An 18758-nucleotide genomic window follows, 5' to 3' on the forward strand; every position below is an offset into this window, starting at 1 on the left:
CCGCACCGGGTGACGACCGCGCGCCACCCGGTGACGACCGCGTGTCCCACCCCCCGTCCCGCAACGCACCCACCCGCACGGTGAGGCAGAATCGACCAACGATGAGCACCTACCGCGACCTCACCGCCCCCATCGGCTCCCGTCGGGCCCCGGTCCTCCGTACGGTCGGCACACGGGAGCGCCGATCCCACCTGACCGCGCCCCGCGTGCCCACGGTAGGCATCGACATCGGCGGCACCAAGGTCATGGCGGGCGTCGTGGACGCCGACGGCAACATCCTGGAGAAGCTCCGCGCGGAGACCCCGGACAAGTCCAAGAGCCCCCAGGTCGTCGAGGACACCATCGTCGAACTGGTCCTGGACCTCTCCGACCGGCACGACGTGCACGCGGTCGGCATCGGCGCGGCCGGCTGGGTCGACGCCGACCGCAACCGCGTCCTGTTCGCCCCGCACCTGTCCTGGCGCAACGAACCCCTGCGGGACCGCCTCTCCGGCCGCCTCTCCGTGCCGGTCCTCGTGGACAACGACGCCAACACCGCCGCGTGGGCGGAGTGGCGCTTCGGCGCCGGCCGCGGCGAGGACCACCTGGTCATGATCACGCTCGGCACCGGCATCGGCGGCGCCATCCTGGAGGACGGCCAGGTCAAGCGCGGCAAGTTCGGCGTCGCCGGCGAGTTCGGCCACATGCAGGTCGTGCCCGGCGGCCACCGCTGCCCCTGCGGCAACCGCGGCTGCTGGGAGCAGTACAGCTCCGGCAACGCGCTCGTCCGCGAGGCCAGGGAAATGGCCGCCGCCGACTCCCCGGTCGCCTACGGGATCATCGAGCACGTCAAGGGCCAGATCGGCGACATCACCGGCCCGATGATCACCGAGCTGGCCCGCGAGGGCGACGCCATGTGCATCGAGCTGCTCCAGGACATCGGCCAGTGGCTCGGCGTCGGCATCGCCAACCTCGCCGCCGCCCTCGACCCCTCCTGCTTCGTCATCGGCGGAGGCGTCAGCGCCGCCGACGACCTGCTCATCGGCCCGGCCCGGGACGCCTTCAAGCGCCACCTCACCGGCCGCGGCTACCGCCCCGAGGCCCGCATCACCCGCGCCCAGCTCGGCCCCGAGGCCGGCATGGTCGGCGCCGCCGACCTCGCGCGGCTGGTCGCCCGCCGCTTCCGGCGCGCCAAGCGGCGCCGCGTGGAGCGTCACGAGCGCTACGAGCGCTACGTACAGACCCGCCGCGACCAGGACACCGCATGACCCCGTCCCTGCCCCACCAGGCCGCGCCCCCGGACGAGCCCCGCCGGCCGGCCGAGGACGCGCGCCACAAGGCGAGACGCAGGGCGCTGACCCTGCTGATCATCGTCCTGCTCATCGGTGTCCCGGCCGGCTACCTGGTGATCTCCGCCAACCAGAGCCGCAACAGCGGCAAGGACAAGGAAGCCAAGTACTCGGCCACCGGCCTCACCACCGGCTGGCCGTCGAAGGTGCAGCGCCGCCTCTACCAGGTGGCGGTCCCGCACCCGGCCGACAGCGTCGCCTACTACGAGACCAACAACTGGAAGACCAGCCGCCTGTACGTGCAGTTCCGCACCAACAACGCCGGTCTGGACAGCTTCCTGGGCACCTTGGGCGCGCGCCCGGACCAGCTGGAGCGGAACCGCGTCACCATCGGCGCCCGCGACCGGAAGATCGCCGGCTGGGACTTCGGCGGACCCGGCCCCTGGGCCGGCCTCACCCACAGCCAGAAGAACCCGGAGCCCACCCAGGACGTGGTCGTGAACACGTCCGACCCGAACTCCCCGATGGTGTTCGTCGTCTCCCGCGCCGTTCCGTAACCCGGCCGCGACCAGCACCGGAACCGATTGTCAGACCCCGCCCGTACAGTCGAAGTCGTCTGATCCGACGCACGGGCGGGAGGTGGCAGGACGTATGAGCGACGGCACGGCCGCGGTGGCCGGGCACACGGCGGGCTCCGGGCCGACCGGGAGCCCCGTTCCGGCACGCCTCGCCTCCGTCTACCTGCCCGCGCCCCTCCCGCGCGAGGGCCGTATCGCCTTCTGGGACCCCGACGGCGGCCCGCTCCCCACCACTGCCGCCCCGGACGCCGGCGCCGGCGAGCTGACCGTCGTACGACGCCAGGGAGCGAGCGTGCGCCGCCGCCAGGTGCCCGCGCTCACCCTGCCGCTCGCCGAGGCCCTGCCGCTGCTGGTCCGGGCCCGCCGCGACCCGGCCGCCCACCCCGCCACGGCCTGCTGGGGCGCCGCCGCGCTGCACGCCCTGCGGCTCGTCGCGCGCGGCCGCCTGCTGCCCGGCCTGACCCCGAGCGGCCACGACGCCTGGCGCGCCGGCCCGCTGGAACCCGACGACATCGCCCACCTGCGCGCGGTGGCCGCCGCCCTGCCCCCGGAGGGCCACGCCGTACCCCTCCCCGACCCCGGACCGCTCCGGCTGCCCGACCCGGAGGCGCTGATCCGCTCCTTCGTGGACGCCGTCGCCGACACCCTGCCCCGTACCCCGGCGGCCCCCCACACCTCCGGCCGGCCCTTCGCCGCCCGCGCGCCCCAGGCGCTGCCGCACGCCCAGGACTGGGCGGCCGAGGTGGCCGCCGGCATGGACGCGGGAGTGCGAATCTCGCTGCGCCTGGACCTGTCCGCGTACGACGTCTTCGACTCCGGCGCCGCCGGCGACCGCGACGACCACGCCGGTTCCGGGCGCACCCGCGCCGCCGGGGCCGCGATCACACAGGTGCACAGCCTCGCCGACCCGACCCTGGTGGCCGACGCGGCGGCCCTGTGGGCGGGCGAGGCCGACGCGGCCTTCGGACCACGCGCACGCGTGGACGCCGCCCTCGCCGTCCGGCGCGCGGCCCGCGTGTGGCCGCCCCTGGACCGGCTCGCCGAGCAGGAGGCACCCGACGTCCTCGCCCTGTCCGAGGAGGAGGTGGGCGACCTGCTCGGCGTGGCGGCCTCCCGGCTCGCCGCCGCCGGGGTCGCCGTGCACTGGCCCAAGGACCTCGCCCGCGATCTCACGGCCGCCGCGGTGGTCCGGACGGCGCCCGGTTCGGCGACCGACGGCACCGGGTTCTTCGAGAGCGAGGACCTGCTCCAGTTCCGCTGGCAGCTCGCCCTCGGCGGCGATCCGCTCAGCGAGGCCGAGATGGACGCCCTCGCCGAGGCCCACCGGCCGGTCGTACGGCTCCGGGACCGCTGGGTGCTGGTCGACCCCGCCCTGGTCCGCAAGGCCCGCAAACGCGAACTCGGCCTGCTCGACCCGGTCGACGCGCTGTCCGTCGCGCTCACCGGCACCACCGAGGTCGACGGGGAGACCGTCGAGGCCGTCCCGGTCGGCGCGCTCGCCGCCCTGCGCGACCGCCTCACGGCCGGCCTCGCCCCCGCCGAGCCGCCCGCCGGCCTCGACGCCACCCTGCGCGACTACCAGCTGCGCGGCCTGGCCTGGCTCGACCTCATGACCTCCCTCGGGCTCGGCGGCTGCCTCGCCGACGACATGGGTCTCGGCAAGACGATCACGCTCATCGCCCTGCACCTCAAGCGGGCCCGCTCCGCGCCCACCCTCGTGGTCTGCCCCGCCTCCCTGCTGGGCAACTGGCAGCGCGAGATCATCCGGTTCGCGCCCGGCGTCCCCGTCCGCCGCTTCCACGGCCCCGACCGGAGCCTGGACGGTGTCGCCGGAGGCTTCGTCCTCACCACGTACGGCACGATGCGCTCCGCCGCCGCCCGGCTCGCCGAGCAGCCCTGGGGCATGGTCGTCGCCGACGAGGCCCAGCACGTGAAGAACCCCTACTCCGCGACCGCCAAGGCGCTGCGCACCATCCCGGCACCCGCGCGCGTGGCCCTCACCGGCACCCCGGTGGAGAACAACCTCTCCGAACTGTGGGCCCTGCTCGACTGGACCACCCCCGGCCTCCTCGGCCCCCTGAAGTCCTTCCGCGCCCGCCACGCGCGCGCGGTGGAGAACGGCGAGACCGACGACAACGGGGAGGCGGTGGCCCGGCTGGCCCGCCTGGTGCGCCCGTTCCTCCTGCGCCGCAAGAAGTCCGACCCCGGAATCGTCCCCGAGCTGCCGCCCAAGACCGAGACGGACCACCCCGTCCCGCTCACCCGTGAACAGGCCGCGCTGTACGAGGCGGTGGTGCGCGAGTCGATGGCCGTCATCGAGACCGCCGAGGGCATGGCCCGCCGGGGCCTCGTCCTGAAGCTGCTCGGCGCCCTGAAGCAGATCTGCGACCACCCCGCGCTGTACCTGAAGGAAGAGGCCCAGGGGCCCGGCACGCGCGGCGGCACCGCCATGGCCGCCCGCTCCGGCAAACTCGCCCTGCTGGACGAGCTGCTGGACACCGTGCTGGCCGAGGACGGCTCGGCGCTGATCTTCACGCAGTACGTCGGCATGGCCCGCCTCATCACCGCCCACCTGTCCGCCCGCGCGGTCCCCGTGGAACTCCTCCACGGCGGTACACCGGTCGCCGAGCGCGAGCGCATGGTCGACCGCTTCCAGAGCGGCGAGACCCCGCTGCTGGTCCTGTCCCTCAAGGCCGCCGGCACCGGCCTGAACCTCACCCGCGCGGGCCATGTCGTCCACTTCGACCGCTGGTGGAACCCGGCCGTCGAGGAACAGGCCACCGACCGCGCGTACCGCATCGGCCAGACCCAGCCCGTCCAGGTGCACCGCCTGATCACCGAGGGCACCGTCGAGGACCGCATCGCCGAGATGCTCGCCGCCAAGCGCGCCCTCGCCGACGCCATCCTCGGCTCCGGCGAATCGGCCCTCACCGAACTCACCGACCACGATCTGTCCGACCTCGTCTCCCTGCGGAGGACGTCGTGACCCCCACGGAACACCGCCCCGGCGACGCCGCCCGCCGCGCCCTGCGGGCGGCTCGGGAGCGAGCGGAGGTCGAGCGCAGCGAGCGTGCCCCTGCCCGGGTGCCACTCGGTGAGACGGACGCGCCGGGGACCGGCCGCGGTGTCGCGGGGGCGGCGCCGCGCGGCGAGACGGACGTGCCTCGGGCCGGCCGCGCCGGTGCCGGAGCACCGCTCGGCGATGCGGCCGAACGGGAGACCGACGAGGCCACTGCGGGCCCGGCGCGCGGCGAAGCGAGCACGTCCGGGGCCGAGGCCCAGGCCGTCGAGGCCACCGGCGCCTCCGCCGACGACACCGCGCACGACAGCCGGCCCACCCCCACCGTCGCCCCCTCGCCCGCCGCCGCGGCGCGACCGGGGGACGTCGCGCGTGAGGCGCTGAGGGCGGCCCGCCGTGAGGCGCGCCTCGCCGAGGCGGCACAGCCGCGCGCCCGGCGCGGGCCCCGTACACCGGGCCGCCCCGACACCTCGCCCCGCGCGGGGGAGGAGACCGGGGGATCTCGGGCCCAGGCAGCCCGTGACATGCGCCAGTTCCTCGCGACCGCCTTCCGCATGCCCACCTGGGTCGACGCCCCGGAGGAGACCGGCGACTCCGACGCGCACGGCGGCATCGACGCGCCCGGCGACTCCGACGCGCCCGGCGGCTCCGGTCACCTGAGCGAGTCCGGCGCCGCGGCCTCCGCGCCGGAGTCCGGACCTGAGGGCGGTCCCTCGGCCGGTTCCTCGGCCGGCCCCGCGGCCGGTACGGCTCGTGCCGGGGACGGCACCGAGTCCGGCCGCCCGGCTCGCGAGCCCGGGCCTCGGCACAGGGCCGAGCCGCCCGCCACCTCACCTCGCGCCCTGGACGACGCGGAGTCCGGTGCTCGGGAGTCCGTGCGGGGGCGTGAGGACGTAACCGGCCCTGCGGCTGTCTCGCCCCGTGGCGACGACGACGGTGTGGAGTCCGGGCTTCCCGAGCATCCGGGGGAGGAGCGCCGTCGAGATGTCCCGTCGGAGTCCGGGCACGGGCCGGACGGGTCCTGGACGCCCCCGCCGCGTGCCCTGGAGGGCATCGACCCCCGTCTGTGGGGTCGGCGCATGGAGCCCGAGGTCCGCGAGGTCCCCGGGGTCCCCGGGGTCCCCGAGGCCTCCGAGGACGCGGACGGCGGCGCCTCGGCAGCCCCGTTCCTCCCCTCGCCCTCGGCCCCTGCCGCACCCGCGCAGGTCCCCGCCACCATGGCCACCCCGCACCGTGACGGCGAACTCCGCCGTACCTTCCCGGCGTTCGCGCCCAGGCCGGCGGCGCCGGACGGCGGGGCCTTCGCCGAGACCTGGTGGGGGAACGCCTGGACCGACGCGCTGGAGCGACAGGCGCTGGACGCGCGGCGGCTGGAGCGGGGGCGTGGGTACGCGGACCTGGGGAAGGTGGACGCGATCACCGTGACCCCGGGGCTGGTCCTGGCGTACGTGCGCGGCAGCCGCCCGCGGCCCTACCGTGTGCAGATGCGCCTGCGCACGCTGGAGGACGCGGACTGGGAGCGGTTCCTGGACGCCGCGGCCGACCGGCCGGGGCACATCGCGGCGCTGCTCGACAAGGAGCTGCCGCAGTCGCTGGCGGACTGCGGTGTGCCCCTGCTGCCCGGCCCCGGAGATCTCGTCCCGCGCTGCAGCTGCCCCGACTCCGGTCACCCCTGCAAGCACGCGGCCGCGCTCTGCTACCAGACGGCCCGCCTGCTCGACGCCGACCCGTTCGTCCTGCTCCTGCTGCGCGGCAGGGGCGAGCGCGAACTGCTCGACGCGCTGTCCCGGCGCAGCGCCGCGCGCGCGGCCCGCGCCACCCGGGAGCGGGCGCCGCAGGCCCTGCCGGGCATACGGGCCTCGACGGCCCTGGACGCCTCCCGTCGGCTTGCGCCGCTGCCCGCTCCGCTGCCGGTGCCACCGCACCCCGAGCAGCCTCCCGTGTACCCGGCGGTGCCCGGCGGACCGGACCCCTTCGCCCTGGACCAGCTCGCGACCGACGCCGCGGCCCGCGCGCACACGCTGCTCGCCGCCGGCATCGACCCGGTCGCGGAACTGACCCTGTGGCAGGACGCGGTACGGCTGGCCGCCGCCCGCCCGGGCTCCGGCCTGACCGCCGCCACCCGCGCCCTGTACGCCACGCTGGCCGCGGCCACCGACCGCACCCCGGCCGACCTGGCACGGGCGGTCGCCGCCTGGCGGCAGGGCGGCCTCGCCGGACTGGCCGTCCTGGAGGAACCGTGGGACCCGCCGGCGGGCCGGTTCGACCGGGCCCGCCCGCTGCTGCTCGCCGCCGACCTGCCCTCCTTCCGCCCCTGGCGCAACCGGCTCACCCACCCCCTCGGCCACGCCCAGCTCCGCCTCGGCCGGGACGGGCTCTGGTACGCCTACGAGTCGGAGCCCGGCCAGGACGACTGGTGGCCCCGGGGAACCCCCGACCTCGACCCGGTGGGCGCCCTCACCGGACTGGGCGCGGCGGGCGACCTCTGACGTGCGGTGGCCATCGCCCGGCCTGTCCGGTGAGGGCGGTGTGAGGGTTTCCCGGTGATTTCAGGGGGTCGCGTGACCGCACTGGGGGGCCCGGAGCCGTCGCCCCGGCGGCGGCGGTTAGCGTGGTGCGGTGAGCGAGACGAAGACCCCTGCCCTGCAATACCGCTTCGATGGCCCGGAAGACGCTCCGGTGCTCATCCTCGGCCCCTCTCTCGGGGCGACCTGGCACATGTGGGACCGTCAGGTGCCGGAACTGGTCAAGCAGTGGCGGGTCTTCCGGTTCGACCTGCCGGGTCACGGCGGCGCCCCCGCCCATCCGGTCGGCTCGGTCGGCGAACTGACGGCCCGGCTGCTCGCCACGCTGGACGGCCTCGGCGTGCAGCGCTTCGGGTACGCGGGCTGCGCGCTCGGCGGCGCCATCGGTATCGAGCTGGCCCTGAGCCACCCCGAGCGGCTCGCCTCGCTCGCGCTGGTCGCCGTCTCGCCCCGGTTCGGCACCGCCGACGAGTTCCGCCAGCGCGGGGTGATCGTACGGGCCAACGGGCTCGACCCGATCGCCCGGAGCGCCCCCGACCGGTGGTTCACGGGCGGGTTCGCCGCCGCCCAGCCGGCGATCACCGAGTGGGCCGTACAGATGGTGCGCACGACCGACCCCGGGTGCTACATCGCCGGCTGCGAGGCTCTGGCCGGGTTCGATGTGCGGCCCCAGCTGGGCCGGGTCGGCGTGCCCACGCTCGTCCTGGTCGGCTCCGAGGACCAGGTCACCGGCCCGGCCGAGGCCCGCACCCTGGTCGCCGGGATACCGGACGCCCGGCTCGCGGTGGTCCCCGGCGCCTCCCATCTGGTGCCGGTCGAGCAGCCCGCCGCCGTCACCGACCTCCTCGTACGGCACTTCTCCACCGCCTGGCAGCAGCCGTACGACACCGGCCAGACCGCCCTTCCGGCCGTCGCGGTCAACTCGGCCGTCGTTGCTGTCGCGGCGCCGCCGCAGGCCGTGCCCATCGCGGAGATCGCTCCCGCAGTCGTGGAGCCGCAGCCGTTCGGATCCCCGGACCGGTACGAGACGGGGCTGAAGATCCGCCGGGAGGTGCTGGGCGACGCGTACGTCGACCGGGCGCTGGGACAGGCCGGTGACTTCTCCGGCGACTTCGAGGAGTTCGTCACCCGCTACGCCTGGGGCGAGGTCTGGGACCGGCCCGGCCTGGACCGCCGCACCCGCAGTTGCGTCACGCTCACCGCGCTGGCCGCGGGCGGCCACCTGGAGGACCTGGCCTCCCACACCCGCGCCGCCCTGCGCAACGGCCTCACCCCCGACGAGATCAAGGAAGTGCTGCTCCAGACCGCCGTCTACTGCGGCATCCCGGCGGCGGGCAACGCCTTCCGGGTGGCGCAGCAGGTCATCCGAGAGGAAACCACCCCGACAGACTGACCCCCCACCCCACGACAGCCCGCCCTGCGCGACAGGCCCCAGCGCGGCAGGGCCCCGGGCGGGGCAGAGGCCCCCGGCGTGGCAGGGCAAGGCTCCCGTGGCAGGCCTCCCGACGGGGCAGGGCAAGGCTCCCGTGGCAGGCCTCCCGACGGGGCAGGCCCTGTGCGGCAGGCCTCCCGGCAGGGCAACGCCTCTCGGCGGCGCAGGCACCCCCCCCGTGGCAGCCCCCCGTCCGGGCTCCTCCCGTGCGGCAGGTGTGGGGCAGGCCCCGCGTGCGGCAGGCGTCCCACCAGGGCAGGCTCCCGGCGGGGCAAGCCCTCGGCGGGAGCAAAGCCCCCCGCGGCAGGCTCCTCGGCGGGGCAGGCCGCCCCGGGCAGGGCAAGCCCTCTGTGGCAGGTTCATGTGCGGCAGGTCTTTCCGTGCGGCGGCCCCCCATGCGGCAGGCGTCCCGCCAGGGGAGGTCGCCCCGGCAGGGCAACGCCTCCCAGCAGGGCAAGCCCCCGTGGCAGGGTTACGCGCGGCGGCCCCTCTGTGCGGCAGGCGTCCCGCCAGTGAGTGGCAGGCCTCTCGGCGGGGCAGGCCCCCCGGCAGCCGGGCAAGCCCCCCGCGGCAGGCTCACGCGCGGCAAGCCTCTCCGCGCGGCAGCCCCCCGTGCGGCAGGCGTCCCGCCAGGGCGAGGCCCCCGGCAGGTCAGGCCGCCCCGGCAGGGCAGCGCCTCTCAGCAGGGCAGGACTCCCGCGGCAGCCCCCGCGCGGAGCGCTCCGCGGGGCAGGATGGCCTCATGAAGCTCACCAAGAAGTCGCATGCCTGTGTCCGGCTGGAGAAGAACGGGCGGACGCTTGTCGTGGATCCGGGTGCCTTCAGTGAGGAGGACGCCGCGGTCGGCGCGGACGTCATCCTGGTCACGCACGAGCACGCGGACCACTTCGACGAGAGCCGGCTGCGGGCCGCCATGGAGGCTGACCCGGGTGCCGAGATCTGGACCCTGAGGTCGGTCGCGGAGAAGATCTCCGCGGCCTTCCCCGGGCGTGTGCACACCGTCGGCCACGGCGACACCTTCACCGCCGCGGGCTTCGACGTCCAGGTCCACGGCGAGCTGCACGCGGTGATCCACCCGGACATCCCGCGCATCACCAACGTCGGCTATCTGATCGACGGCGGCCGCGTCTTCCACCCCGGCGACGCCCTCACCGTCCCCGACGGGCCGGTTCAGACGCTGATGCTGCCGGTCATGGCCCCGTGGAACAAGATCTCCGAGGTCATCGACTACGTCCGTGAGGTGAAGCCGCGGCGCGCGTACGACATCCACGATGCCCTCCTCACCGACCTCGCCCGCCCGATCTACGACAACCAGATCGGCGCCCTCGGCGGGGCCGAACACCTGCGGCTCACCCCTGGGGCGTCGGCCGAGCTGTGAGCCGGGGCGTTGTCACACCCGCCAGGTAGGTTGTGAGACATGCGCATCGCCACCTGGAACGTGAACTCGATCACCGCCCGCCTGCCGAGGCTGCTGGCCTGGCTGGAGAGCAGCGGCACGGACGTGCTCTGCCTGCAGGAGGCCAAGGTCGCCGAGGGGCAGTTCCCGTTCGAGCCGCTGCGCGAGCTGGGCTACGAGGCGGCGGTCCACGCGACCGGCCGGTGGAACGGCGTGGCGGTGCTCTCCCGCGTCGGCCTGGAGGACGTGGTCAAGGGCCTGCCCGGCGATCCGGGCTACGACGGCGTGACCGAGCCGCGCGCCGTCTCGGCGACCTGCGGCCCCGTCCGCGTCTGGTCGGTGTACGTCCCCAACGGCCGCGAGGTGGACCACCCGCACTACGCCTACAAGATCCAGTGGTTCGAGGCCCTGAAGGCCGCCGTCGCCGGTGACGCGGCCGGCGGCCGCCCGTTCGCGGTCCTGGGCGACTACAACGTGGCGCCGACGGACGCCGACGTCTACGACGTGGCCGCCTTCGAGGGCGCCACCCACGTCACGCCCGCCGAGCGCGCCGCCCTGGCCTCCCTGCGCGAGACGGGCCTCACCGACGTCGTCCCGCGCCCCCTGAAGTACGACCACCCGTTCACGTACTGGGACTACCGTCAGCTCTGCTTCCCCAAGAACCGCGGCATGCGCATCGACCTGGTGTACGGCAACGAACCGTTCGCCGAGGCCGTCAAGGACTCCTACGTCGACCGCGAGGAGCGCAAGGGCAAGGGCGCGTCCGATCACGCGCCGGTGGTGGTCGACCTCGACGTGTGATGCCAGGCTGGGCCCATGCGCATTCCGTTCCTGGGCCCGAGGCACGACAGCAACGGCGACGCGGCACTCCCGGCCGACCCCGAGGCGATCGCCGACCTGATGTCCGAATGCGAACTGCTCCGCACCCAGGCGGCCGAGGCCGGCGTCCGCCTGGACGACACCCCGGCCTCCCTGGAGGCGCTGGACCAGCTGGTCCCGCGCTGGCGCGACGACGCGGAGACGCTGCCCTGGCTGGGCCACGACGCCGGGCTGTACCTGGGCACGGTCGTCGTCCGCACCGTGCCCGGGTCCGCCTGGCGGATCCGGCGCGACGGCGAGCCCGTCGTACGACTCCCCTCCGGCCGCGAGGTCGAGGTCGCGGAGTACGGGCGGGAATGGGCCGTGAGCGGGGTCCCCGAGCTGTCGCAGCTGTACGCGGAGGTCGCCGAGATATGACCCCGGCCGCTCACGCGGCGCCCGAATCGCGCGACTGAGGCGTAAATACGGCTAATGCACGTGAGGTGCGTGTCGCCCCTCTGCTCCGCTGGTGTCTGGATAGTTTGCGGCAACCACGACACAGCTGAAAGTGAGTAGGGCTGCGGATGGCCGTCGATCCGTTGATCGAGCTGCGGGACGTCAACAAGTACTTCGGGGATCTGCATGTCCTGCAGGACATCGATCTCACCGTCGGCAAGGGGGAGGTGGTCGTGGTCGTCGGCCCCTCGGGGTCGGGGAAGTCGACGCTGTGCAGGACGATCAACCGCCTGGAGACCATCGAGTCCGGGACGATCACGCTCGACGGACAGCCACTGCCCGAGGAGGGAAAGGCCCTCGCCAGGCTCCGCGCCGAGGTCGGCATGGTCTTCCAGTCCTTCAACCTCTTCGCCCACAAGACGGTCCTGGAGAACGTCACCCTCGCGCAGGTCAAGGTCCGCGGGCGCAAGCGGGCGGAGGCCGACCGCCGCTCCCGTGAACTCCTCGAGCGCGTCGGGCTGCTGGCCCACGCCGACAAGTACCCCGCGCAGCTCTCCGGCGGACAGCAGCAGCGTGTGGCCATCGCCCGCGCCCTCGCCATGGACCCCAAGGCCCTCCTCTTCGACGAGCCCACCTCCGCCCTCGACCCCGAGATGATCAACGAAGTGCTGGAGGTCATGCGGCAGCTCGCCCACGAGGGCATGACCATGGTCGTCGTCACCCACGAGATGGGTTTTGCCCGCTCCGCCGCCAACCGGGTCGTCTTCATGGCCGACGGCCGGATCGTCGAGGACCGCAGCCCGGAGGAGTTCTTCACCAACCCGCGCAGCGAGCGCGCCAAGGACTTCCTCTCCAAGATCCTCAAGCACTGACCGGGGGAGTGCGACCCGTGTTCCGTACCACCCGTGTGTCCCGCGGCCCGCGCCGCACCGCCGGTGCGTTCCGCGCCCCGTTCCATGTCCAGCGCCGCACCGCCCGTGTCTCCCGCGCCCTGTTCCTCCTGCTCGCGCTGGTGTTCGCCGCCGCCTGCGGCAAGGAGGGCAGCCCGCCCACCAAGGGCCCGGCGGTCGACAAACTGCCCCACTACAAGGTGGACCAGAACTTCAGCCTGCCCGACTCCCCGACCTGGCGGCGCGCCAAGAAGCGCGGCCACTTCGTCGTCGGCGTCAAGGAGGACCAGCCCTACCTCGGCGAGAAGGACCCGGCGAGGGGCACCTACGCGGGCTTCGACATCGAGATCGCCAGGATGATGTCGGCCTCCCTCGGTCTCCCGCCGGACAGCATCCGCTTCCGCACCATCGCCTCCGCCAACCGCGAGACCGCCCTGCAGAACGGCCAGATCGACTACTACGTCGGCACCTACACCATCAACCCCAACCGCAAGAAGCTCGTCGGTTTCGCCGGCCCCTACTACATGGCCGGCCAGTCCCTGCTGGTCCGCAAGGACGAGAACGACATCCACGGCCCCCAGGACCTCGCCGGCAAGCGCGTCTGCTCGGCCACCGGCTCCACGCCGTACCAGCGCATCAAGGCCGACTACCCGAAGGCGGTCCTCGTCTCCTACGACACCTACTCGGCCTGCGTCGACAACCTGCTGACCTACCAGGTCGACGCGGTCACCACCGACGACGCCATCCTCATCGGCTACGCGGCCAAGGTCCCGGACGAACTGAAGGTCGTCGGCAGGCCCTTCTCCGAGGAGCCGTACGGCATCGGCGTCCCGCGCGGCGACAACGCCCTGCGCTTCGCCCTCGACGACGCCCTGGCGGCACGGGAGAAGAACGGCGACTGGAAGAAGGCGTACGAGGCGACACTCGGCCTGTCCGGCGTCCCGGCACCCCGGCCGCCCGCGATCGACCGCTACCCGGCGAGCTGAGCGAGGACGGCATGAACGTACTGACAGACAACTTCCCGCTCTACCTCCAGGGCTTCCTCGGCACGGTCGAACTGACCGTCTACGCCTCCCTGCTGGCGCTCGCGCTGGGCTTCTTGATGGCGTCCTTCCGGGTCGCGCCCGTCGGCTCGCTGCGCGTCTTCGGCACCGTGTGGGTCACCGTGCTGCGCAACACCCCGCTCACGCTGCTGTTCTTCGCGGTGGTGCTGGGACTGCCCCGGTTCGGACTCGTGCTGCCCTTCGAGGTGTTCGCCGTGCTCGCCCTCGGCTGCTACACCTCGGCGTTCATCTGCGAGGCGCTGCGCTCCGGCATCAACACCGTGCCCAGGGGTCAGGGAGAGGCCGCCCGCAGCCTCGGCCTGACCTTCCGCCAGACGCTCGGCGTGGTCGTGCTGCCGCAGGCGTTCCGGTCCGTGATTCCGCCGGTCGGCTCCACGCTCATCGCGCTCGCCAAGAACTCCGCCATCGCGGGCGCGTTCAGCGTCACCGAACTGCTCGGCACCTACAAGACCCTGAGCGAGCTGGGCTACAACATCGTCTGGACCTTCGTCTGGATCGCCCTCGGCTATCTGATCATCACGCTCTCCATCAGTGCCCTGTTCAGCCTGCTGGAGCGGAAGTGGGGAGTCGCCCGATGACCGGAGCCGCCGCGCTCTACGACGTCCCGGGTCCGGGTACCAGGCGACGGCACCTGCTGTACGCGGCGTTGTCCACGGCCGCGCTGCTCGGCCTGGTCGCGTGGATCCTGTATCTCCTCTTCGCCACGAACCAGTTCACCGCCACCAAGTGGACGCCGTTCGAGTACAAGGGTGTCCAGGAACTGCTCCTGCGCGGCCTCGGCAACACCCTCAAGGCGTTCGCGATGGCGGCCGTCCTCTCGCTCGCCCTCGGCGGCGTACTGGCCGTCGGGCGACTGTCGGACCACCGTCCGGTGCGCTGGCTGGCCACGCTCCTGGTGGAGTTCTTCCGCGCGATGCCCGTCCTGGTGATGATCTTCTTCATCTTCGTGGCGCTGAAGGTGCAGCCGCTGCCCGCGCTCGTCGCCGGACTCACCCTCTACAACGGCTCGGTGCTCGCCGAGGTCTTCCGCTCCGGCGTGAACTCCGTCGACCGGGGCCAGCGGGAGGCCGCGCTCGCGCTCGGCATGCGCAAGACCCAGGTCATGACGTACGTCCTCGCGCCCCAGGCCGTACGCGCCATGCTGCCCGCCATCATCAGCCAGCTGGTGGTGGCCTTGAAGGATACCTCCCTCGGTTATCTCATCACCTACGAGGAGTTCCTCCATGCCGGGAAACTCATCGCCTCGAACCTCGACTACGATTTGCCGTTCATCCCTGTGGTGATGGTGATCGCGCCGATCTACATCGGGATGTGCATGCTGCTCTCGTGGTTCGCCGGCTGGGTGTCCCGCCGTGAGCAGCGCAGTCCCAAGACCGAGGCCGTGGTGGTCGCCACGGCCGGACCTGGGGCGCTGCTGCCGGGTGGGGAGCCCCCCACGGCCCCGAGAGCGTAAGGGGACGGCAGTTCACACGGGCCATGCTCGTCCGGCGGCAGCCGGGGATCACTGCTCGCGGACGGGGACCGACACGTACGACGGGTCGTCCTGCGGCGAGGAGAAGGTCAGCTGCGCGCCGGACGGGTTGTGCTCGGTGTAGAGCGGGTCGACCGTGTCGACCACGACCGCGAGGCGGTGCCCGGTGGGGACGTCGTAGGCCGTGGAGAACAGGTCCAGGTCCACGCCGAACGGCTCGCCGGGCGCCCGCCCGTGCCAGGTGTACGGCGCGTTGGTGACGAGCTTGCCGAAGCCGAGCGGCCCCACGTCGTACAGGTAGGCGACGAACGTGCCGCTCTCCGCGGTCGGGGTGAGCGTGGTGTGCAGCGTGGCGGTCCCGCGCACCCGCTGGGCGGTGCCGTACCGCTCCGACTGCCACACGGCCGCCCAGCGGCGCGGCAGCAGCGGGATCGAGGCCACCGGCGGGAGCTGGGCCACCTGGTCCAGGATGCTGGAGAGGAAGACGATCCCGCCGTCCGCGCCGGAGTCGACGTTGGCGTGGATGGTGGTGGAGTCCGCGAGCGCGATCTTCCGGTCGGTCGCCGCGAGGGACTTCCAGTCCGGATAGGCCTCGTAGCCGCCGCCGCTGCGGGACTTGAGCTGGACCGGCCGCTCGCGGTCGATGCCGTTGTCGACACCCCTGAGGTAGTGGTCGAACCAGCGCCCGGTGTCCGTCCACACGTCGTTGGGCAGCCCGAACAGGCCGGTGATCTCGGCGGTCGCGTGGTCTCCGGGGCGCAGTTCCAGCCGCTTGGGGACCGTCAGCCTGTCGTAGAAGTCGGCGTTCTGGTTCGCCGGGAAGATGGTGTCGCCCCAGGCGCCGGCGAGCATGACCGCGGCGCCGTTGCGGTTCAGCCGGTCGACGTAGGTCGCGGCGGAGCGCTCGCGGCCCCAGTCGATCATCGCCTGCTCTTCGGACAGGTCGGAGGCGTAGAAGTGGTCGAAGATACGGCGGACCTCGGGGCTCTCCCGGCCGGTGACGGTGCCTACGCCGTCCAGCAGGGCGCCCGCCTGGACGTGCTGGGTGCGGCCGGAGTAGATCGAGCCGATGAGGTCGGCCCAGCCGCTGAGCGCGGCCACGGCCCTGACGCGCTTGTCGTGCGCGGCGGCCAGCAGGGAGATGCCGGCCCCGTAGGAGACGCCCGCCATGCCGATGCGCGCGGGGTCGGCGGGGGTGTGCGCGAGCGCCCAGTCGATCACCTTGGAGGCGTCCGCCACGTCGGGCGGGCCCGCCACCTCGATCTGCCCGCCGGACTGCCAGAAGCCGCGCACGTTGTAGGTGAGGACGACGTACCCGGAGTCGGCGAGCTTCTGGGCCTGGGCGAGGTACTCGACCTGGGGCAGGCCCCAGCTCGTGGGCAGCACGATGAGGGGGTAGCCGCGCGAGCCGTCGGCGTCCGAGGGCGTGACGACGTTCGCCTTCAGTACGGTGCCCCCGTCGCCGGTGATGTCCACGAAGCGTACGGACGGGGCGGCCTGGGCGGCCGGCGCGAGGCAGGCCGTGCCGGCGATCAGCGCCGCCGACACGGCACCGACGGCCGCCGTGCGCAGGGTGGTGCGGGCGGGTCCCATGGGCCACTCCTCGGCTTGTGCCCGTGCAAAGTGAGCCGAGGGTATTGGGGTGCGCTTACCCCAGGTAACCCGTCAGTAAGTTACGTACGGGTAACAATCATGGGAAGGGGCGGGACAACCCACGGCGTTCCGGTGCGTTTCGCGTGGGCGGGGTGGGGCGTGGGATGTGGGGGCGTGGGCCTGTCTCCGGGGATGACGGGTGTCGCCGCGTACGCGGGCCGCCCCGGGCCGGTGATGGCGTTCTACGGAGTTGCGGGGCAGCCGATCGGCCTGACGTTCGCGCTGGAGGAGGGGGCCCCGGTCTTTCCCGTCGAGGGACTCGGGGTGTAGACGTCCGTGCTCGGACTGGCCGCCCCGAACGATCTGAAGGGACCGACCACTTTGTGGAGGCTCTTTCCGCGGTAGCTGTAGTCGATCTGCAGGGACCATTCATAGTTGCCCCGGCAGGCCTGTGCGTCGACTCGGATGATCGCGGGGTCGGACGCGCTGACGGTGAAACCCGACCCGAGTGGATTCGTGCGTACCGGTGGGTCCGTGGGGTCGGTGTACCCGTCGTCCACGACTCCCTTGTCGACGAGTCGCGGTCTGTCCAGGTCGAGCTCGAACACGCGCTCTTTCACGCCACCGCAGCCGCCTTGGGTCAGGGCCACCCAGGACGGAGGGGCGATCTTCTTCGGTAGGCGAGCCGTGAGGTGCACTTCGTCGACGGTGACCGTGGTCTCCGCGCTTCCGGTGCTCAGGTCCAGGTACAGGTGCCCGCTGCCCCAGACTCCGCCCTTGCTGTTCGGCGCCGCCACCCGCGAGCGGAAGTCCTGCTGGTCGGTGAAGAACGCCGTGAGCGGTTTGCCGCCGGTGGACATCGCCACGGACGTGGTGCCGTCGCACGACTTGATGGTCGGCCACTTGGTGGTGAGCAGCAGTGCGTCGTCCGCCCCCGCCCCCGCTGCCGGTCTCCGGGCCGCGTCGGAAGCGGGAGGCTGGTCGACGGCATTGTGCGCGCCGCACACGGAGCCGCCCGTGCAGTCGTTGCTGGAGCATCCTTGGAGCAGCGCGCAGGCGCACATGGCCATCGCGATTCCCAGGACGGCGTGAATTCTCACTTTTTCCGCTCCTGCGCAGGGGCTCGGCCGTCCCGGGAGTCGGACTGCTGGTCACCGATCGTGGTGGTGTTGTCGTGCCCGCAAACAGCTTGGTTGCTGCACTCGTTGCGATCTCCGCCGATGGTGTCGGTGGCGAACAGCACTCCCACAATGGCCACGAGGGAACTGCCCCCTGCAAGCCACAGCCGTGTCTTCTGCGTTCCGGACAAGGGCATGCGGACTTCCCCCTCAAACCATGCGCTCGTTCCGTCTCAGTATGTTCGCCTTCTCCCGCTGACGCAGCCCATTCTCACGTTTTTCGGATCTGTTCCATGCGCCCGATTGGTGTTCGAGTGTCAGGCTCCGGCGCTCGAATTCCGGCGAGCGGCGGGACCCGCCCCGCGCCCCTGCTCCGCGGGCGTCTCCGTCGGTGCCGCCGGTGTCGCCGGGAGCGGCGCCTGCGCCGCCCGGGTCACGTCGGCGACCACCTCGACGAGGTCCGGTCCGTACGCCTGGGAATTGACCACCTTGAGCAGCAGGACGAAGGAGCCCGCGCCGTGCTTGCGGGCCAGCCGCTCGTGGTTGCGGGCGAGATAGCGGGTGGCCGCCTGGTTGGTGATGGCCCGCTGCCCGCAGAACAGGAACACCGGCCGGGTCTGCCGCCCCGCCGAGAGCCGGGCCAGCAGGACGTACTCCGTGACCCCCGGATCCATCCTGTAGTGCTCGGCGCCGATCTGGAAGGCGGCCCGGTCTGGGCCGGGTTCGGGGCCGGTGTTCACCCGCACGCCGGGGAGCATCGCCGCCATGTGGGCCACCATGCGCCGGTTGGAGGCGGGTCCGCCCACGCAGAACTCGGTGCGCTCGCCGAATCCCTGCTGGGCCGCGTCCTGGGTCACCATGCGCAGATGTGCGCCGCACTCCTTGATGAGCGCGGACAGCTCCAGCAGCGCGAAGACGTCGAAGCGGTGCACCGCCGGTTCCGCGGTGGCCGAGTCGCGGTTGACGACGAGCAGCGACTCCGAGTTCTCCGGCAGCCCGAAGAAGGCCTGCTTGCGGCGCAGCTTGCGCCGCCACAGATACGTACGGGCGAGCCAGCCCAGCGCGGCGCTGATGGCGGTGGCTATCAGGCCCAGGACGATGTTGCGCACGTCGTCGTTCATGGCCGGGCATGCTAGCGGGCCCGTTGCGA

General features: G+C 73.1%; 16 protein-coding genes. 12 read left to right on the forward strand and 4 right to left on the reverse strand.

Annotated elements, in window-relative coordinates; all coding sequences use genetic code 11:
- Nucleotides 1-101 precede the first annotated feature (101 nt).
- The 12 genes from OIB37_RS29315 to OIB37_RS29370 all read left to right on the forward strand — a co-directional run bounded on the left by OIB37_RS29315 (nt 102) and on the right by OIB37_RS29370 (nt 14879).
- Nucleotides 102-1247, forward strand: coding sequence for an ROK family glucokinase (locus OIB37_RS29315; protein WP_330460621.1), 1146 nt, complete (start codon nt 102-104; stop codon nt 1245-1247).
- Nucleotides 1244-1825 carry a sugar kinase gene (locus OIB37_RS29320; protein WP_330460622.1) on the forward strand — a complete coding sequence of 194 codons (582 nt, stop codon included), beginning with the start codon at nt 1244-1246 and terminating at the stop codon, nt 1823-1825. Before OIB37_RS29315 ends, OIB37_RS29320 begins: the two co-directional genes overlap by 4 nt.
- A 94-nt stretch (nt 1826-1919) precedes the next feature.
- A complete protein-coding gene (locus tag OIB37_RS29325) occupies nt 1920-4832 on the forward strand; it encodes a DEAD/DEAH box helicase (protein ID WP_330460623.1) in 2913 nt (970 codons plus the stop codon).
- Nucleotides 4829-7354 carry an SWIM zinc finger family protein gene (locus OIB37_RS29330; RefSeq protein ID WP_330460624.1) on the forward strand — a complete coding sequence of 842 codons (2526 nt, stop codon included), beginning with the start codon at nt 4829-4831 and terminating at the stop codon, nt 7352-7354. Before OIB37_RS29325 ends, OIB37_RS29330 begins: the two co-directional genes overlap by 4 nt.
- A 130-nt stretch (nt 7355-7484) precedes the next feature.
- Nucleotides 7485-8783: a bifunctional 3-oxoadipate enol-lactonase/4-carboxymuconolactone decarboxylase PcaDC gene (pcaDC, locus tag OIB37_RS29335; protein ID WP_330460625.1), complete on the forward strand. Its 1299-nt coding sequence runs from the start codon at nt 7485-7487 to the stop codon at nt 8781-8783.
- 781 nt (nt 8784-9564) lie between these two features.
- The gene (locus tag OIB37_RS29340; RefSeq protein ID WP_330460626.1) at nt 9565-10200 is read left to right on the forward strand and encodes an MBL fold metallo-hydrolase; all 636 of its coding nucleotides are present in this window, start codon (nt 9565-9567) and stop codon (nt 10198-10200) included.
- Nucleotides 10201-10239: 39 nt separating this feature from the next.
- A complete protein-coding gene (locus tag OIB37_RS29345) occupies nt 10240-11019 on the forward strand; it encodes an exodeoxyribonuclease III (protein WP_330460627.1) in 780 nt (259 codons plus the stop codon).
- A gap of 15 nt (nt 11020-11034) precedes the next feature.
- Complete coding sequence (locus OIB37_RS29350; RefSeq protein WP_330460628.1) at nt 11035-11454, forward strand: DUF6278 family protein; 420 nt, start codon at nt 11035-11037, stop codon at nt 11452-11454.
- 146 nt (nt 11455-11600) lie between these two features.
- Nucleotides 11601-12344 carry an amino acid ABC transporter ATP-binding protein gene (locus OIB37_RS29355; RefSeq protein ID WP_330460629.1) on the forward strand — a complete coding sequence of 248 codons (744 nt, stop codon included), beginning with the start codon at nt 11601-11603 and terminating at the stop codon, nt 12342-12344.
- A 119-nt stretch (nt 12345-12463) separates the two neighbouring features.
- On the forward strand, nt 12464-13348 hold the full coding sequence (locus tag OIB37_RS29360) for a glutamate ABC transporter substrate-binding protein (protein ID WP_330462007.1): 885 nt from the start codon (nt 12464-12466) through the stop codon (nt 13346-13348).
- Nucleotides 13349-13359: 11 nt separating this feature from the next.
- Nucleotides 13360-14004, forward strand: coding sequence for an amino acid ABC transporter permease (locus tag OIB37_RS29365; RefSeq protein ID WP_330460630.1), 645 nt, complete (start codon nt 13360-13362; stop codon nt 14002-14004).
- Complete coding sequence (locus OIB37_RS29370) at nt 14001-14879, forward strand: amino acid ABC transporter permease (protein WP_330460631.1); 879 nt, start codon at nt 14001-14003, stop codon at nt 14877-14879. Before OIB37_RS29365 ends, OIB37_RS29370 begins: the two co-directional genes overlap by 4 nt.
- Before the next feature lie 48 nt (nt 14880-14927).
- Here the strand turns inward: OIB37_RS29370 and OIB37_RS29375 are convergent, their stop codons facing one another.
- The 4 genes from OIB37_RS29375 to OIB37_RS29390 all read right to left on the reverse strand — a co-directional run bounded on the left by OIB37_RS29375 (nt 14928) and on the right by OIB37_RS29390 (nt 18729).
- Entirely contained in the window at nt 14928-16490 is a 1563-nt protein-coding gene (locus tag OIB37_RS29375; protein WP_330460632.1) for an alpha/beta fold hydrolase, read from the reverse strand.
- A 242-nt stretch (nt 16491-16732) separates the two neighbouring features.
- Nucleotides 16733-17590, reverse strand: a complete 858-nt coding sequence (locus OIB37_RS29380; RefSeq protein WP_330460633.1) for a hypothetical protein — start codon at nt 17588-17590, stop codon at nt 16733-16735.
- A complete protein-coding gene (locus tag OIB37_RS29385) occupies nt 17587-17748 on the reverse strand; it encodes a hypothetical protein (RefSeq protein WP_330460634.1) in 162 nt (53 codons plus the stop codon). The genes OIB37_RS29380 and OIB37_RS29385 overlap by 4 nt, the downstream gene beginning before the upstream one ends.
- A gap of 177 nt (nt 17749-17925) precedes the next feature.
- Entirely contained in the window at nt 17926-18729 is an 804-nt protein-coding gene (locus tag OIB37_RS29390) for a hypothetical protein (RefSeq protein WP_330460635.1), read from the reverse strand.
- Between the last annotated feature and the right edge of the window lie 29 nt (nt 18730-18758).

Source organism: Streptomyces sp. NBC_00820 (assembly GCF_036347055.1).
Lineage (GTDB): Bacteria > Actinomycetota > Actinomycetes > Streptomycetales > Streptomycetaceae > Streptomyces.

Bases quoted from the DNA above. Each gene is read 5' to 3' on its own strand.
- OIB37_RS29390 (WP_330460635.1), bottom strand. From the start codon at position 18,729: ATGAACGACGACGTGCGCAACATCGTCCTGGGCCTGATAGCCACCGCC.
- OIB37_RS29315 (WP_330460621.1), top strand. From the start codon at position 102: ATGAGCACCTACCGCGACCTCACCGCCCCCATCGGCTCCCGTCGGGCC.
- OIB37_RS29355 (WP_330460629.1), top strand. From the start codon at position 11,601: ATGGCCGTCGATCCGTTGATCGAGCTGCGGGACGTCAACAAGTACTTC.
- OIB37_RS29370 (WP_330460631.1), top strand. From the start codon at position 14,001: ATGACCGGAGCCGCCGCGCTCTACGACGTCCCGGGTCCGGGTACCAGG.
- OIB37_RS29340 (WP_330460626.1), top strand. From the start codon at position 9,565: ATGAAGCTCACCAAGAAGTCGCATGCCTGTGTCCGGCTGGAGAAGAAC.
- OIB37_RS29375 (WP_330460632.1), bottom strand. From the start codon at position 16,490: ATGGGACCCGCCCGCACCACCCTGCGCACGGCGGCCGTCGGTGCCGTG.
- OIB37_RS29325 (WP_330460623.1), top strand. From the start codon at position 1,920: ATGAGCGACGGCACGGCCGCGGTGGCCGGGCACACGGCGGGCTCCGGG.
- OIB37_RS29320 (WP_330460622.1), top strand. From the start codon at position 1,244: ATGACCCCGTCCCTGCCCCACCAGGCCGCGCCCCCGGACGAGCCCCGC.
- OIB37_RS29345 (WP_330460627.1), top strand. From the start codon at position 10,240: ATGCGCATCGCCACCTGGAACGTGAACTCGATCACCGCCCGCCTGCCG.
- OIB37_RS29365 (WP_330460630.1), top strand. From the start codon at position 13,360: ATGAACGTACTGACAGACAACTTCCCGCTCTACCTCCAGGGCTTCCTC.
- OIB37_RS29350 (WP_330460628.1), top strand. From the start codon at position 11,035: ATGCGCATTCCGTTCCTGGGCCCGAGGCACGACAGCAACGGCGACGCG.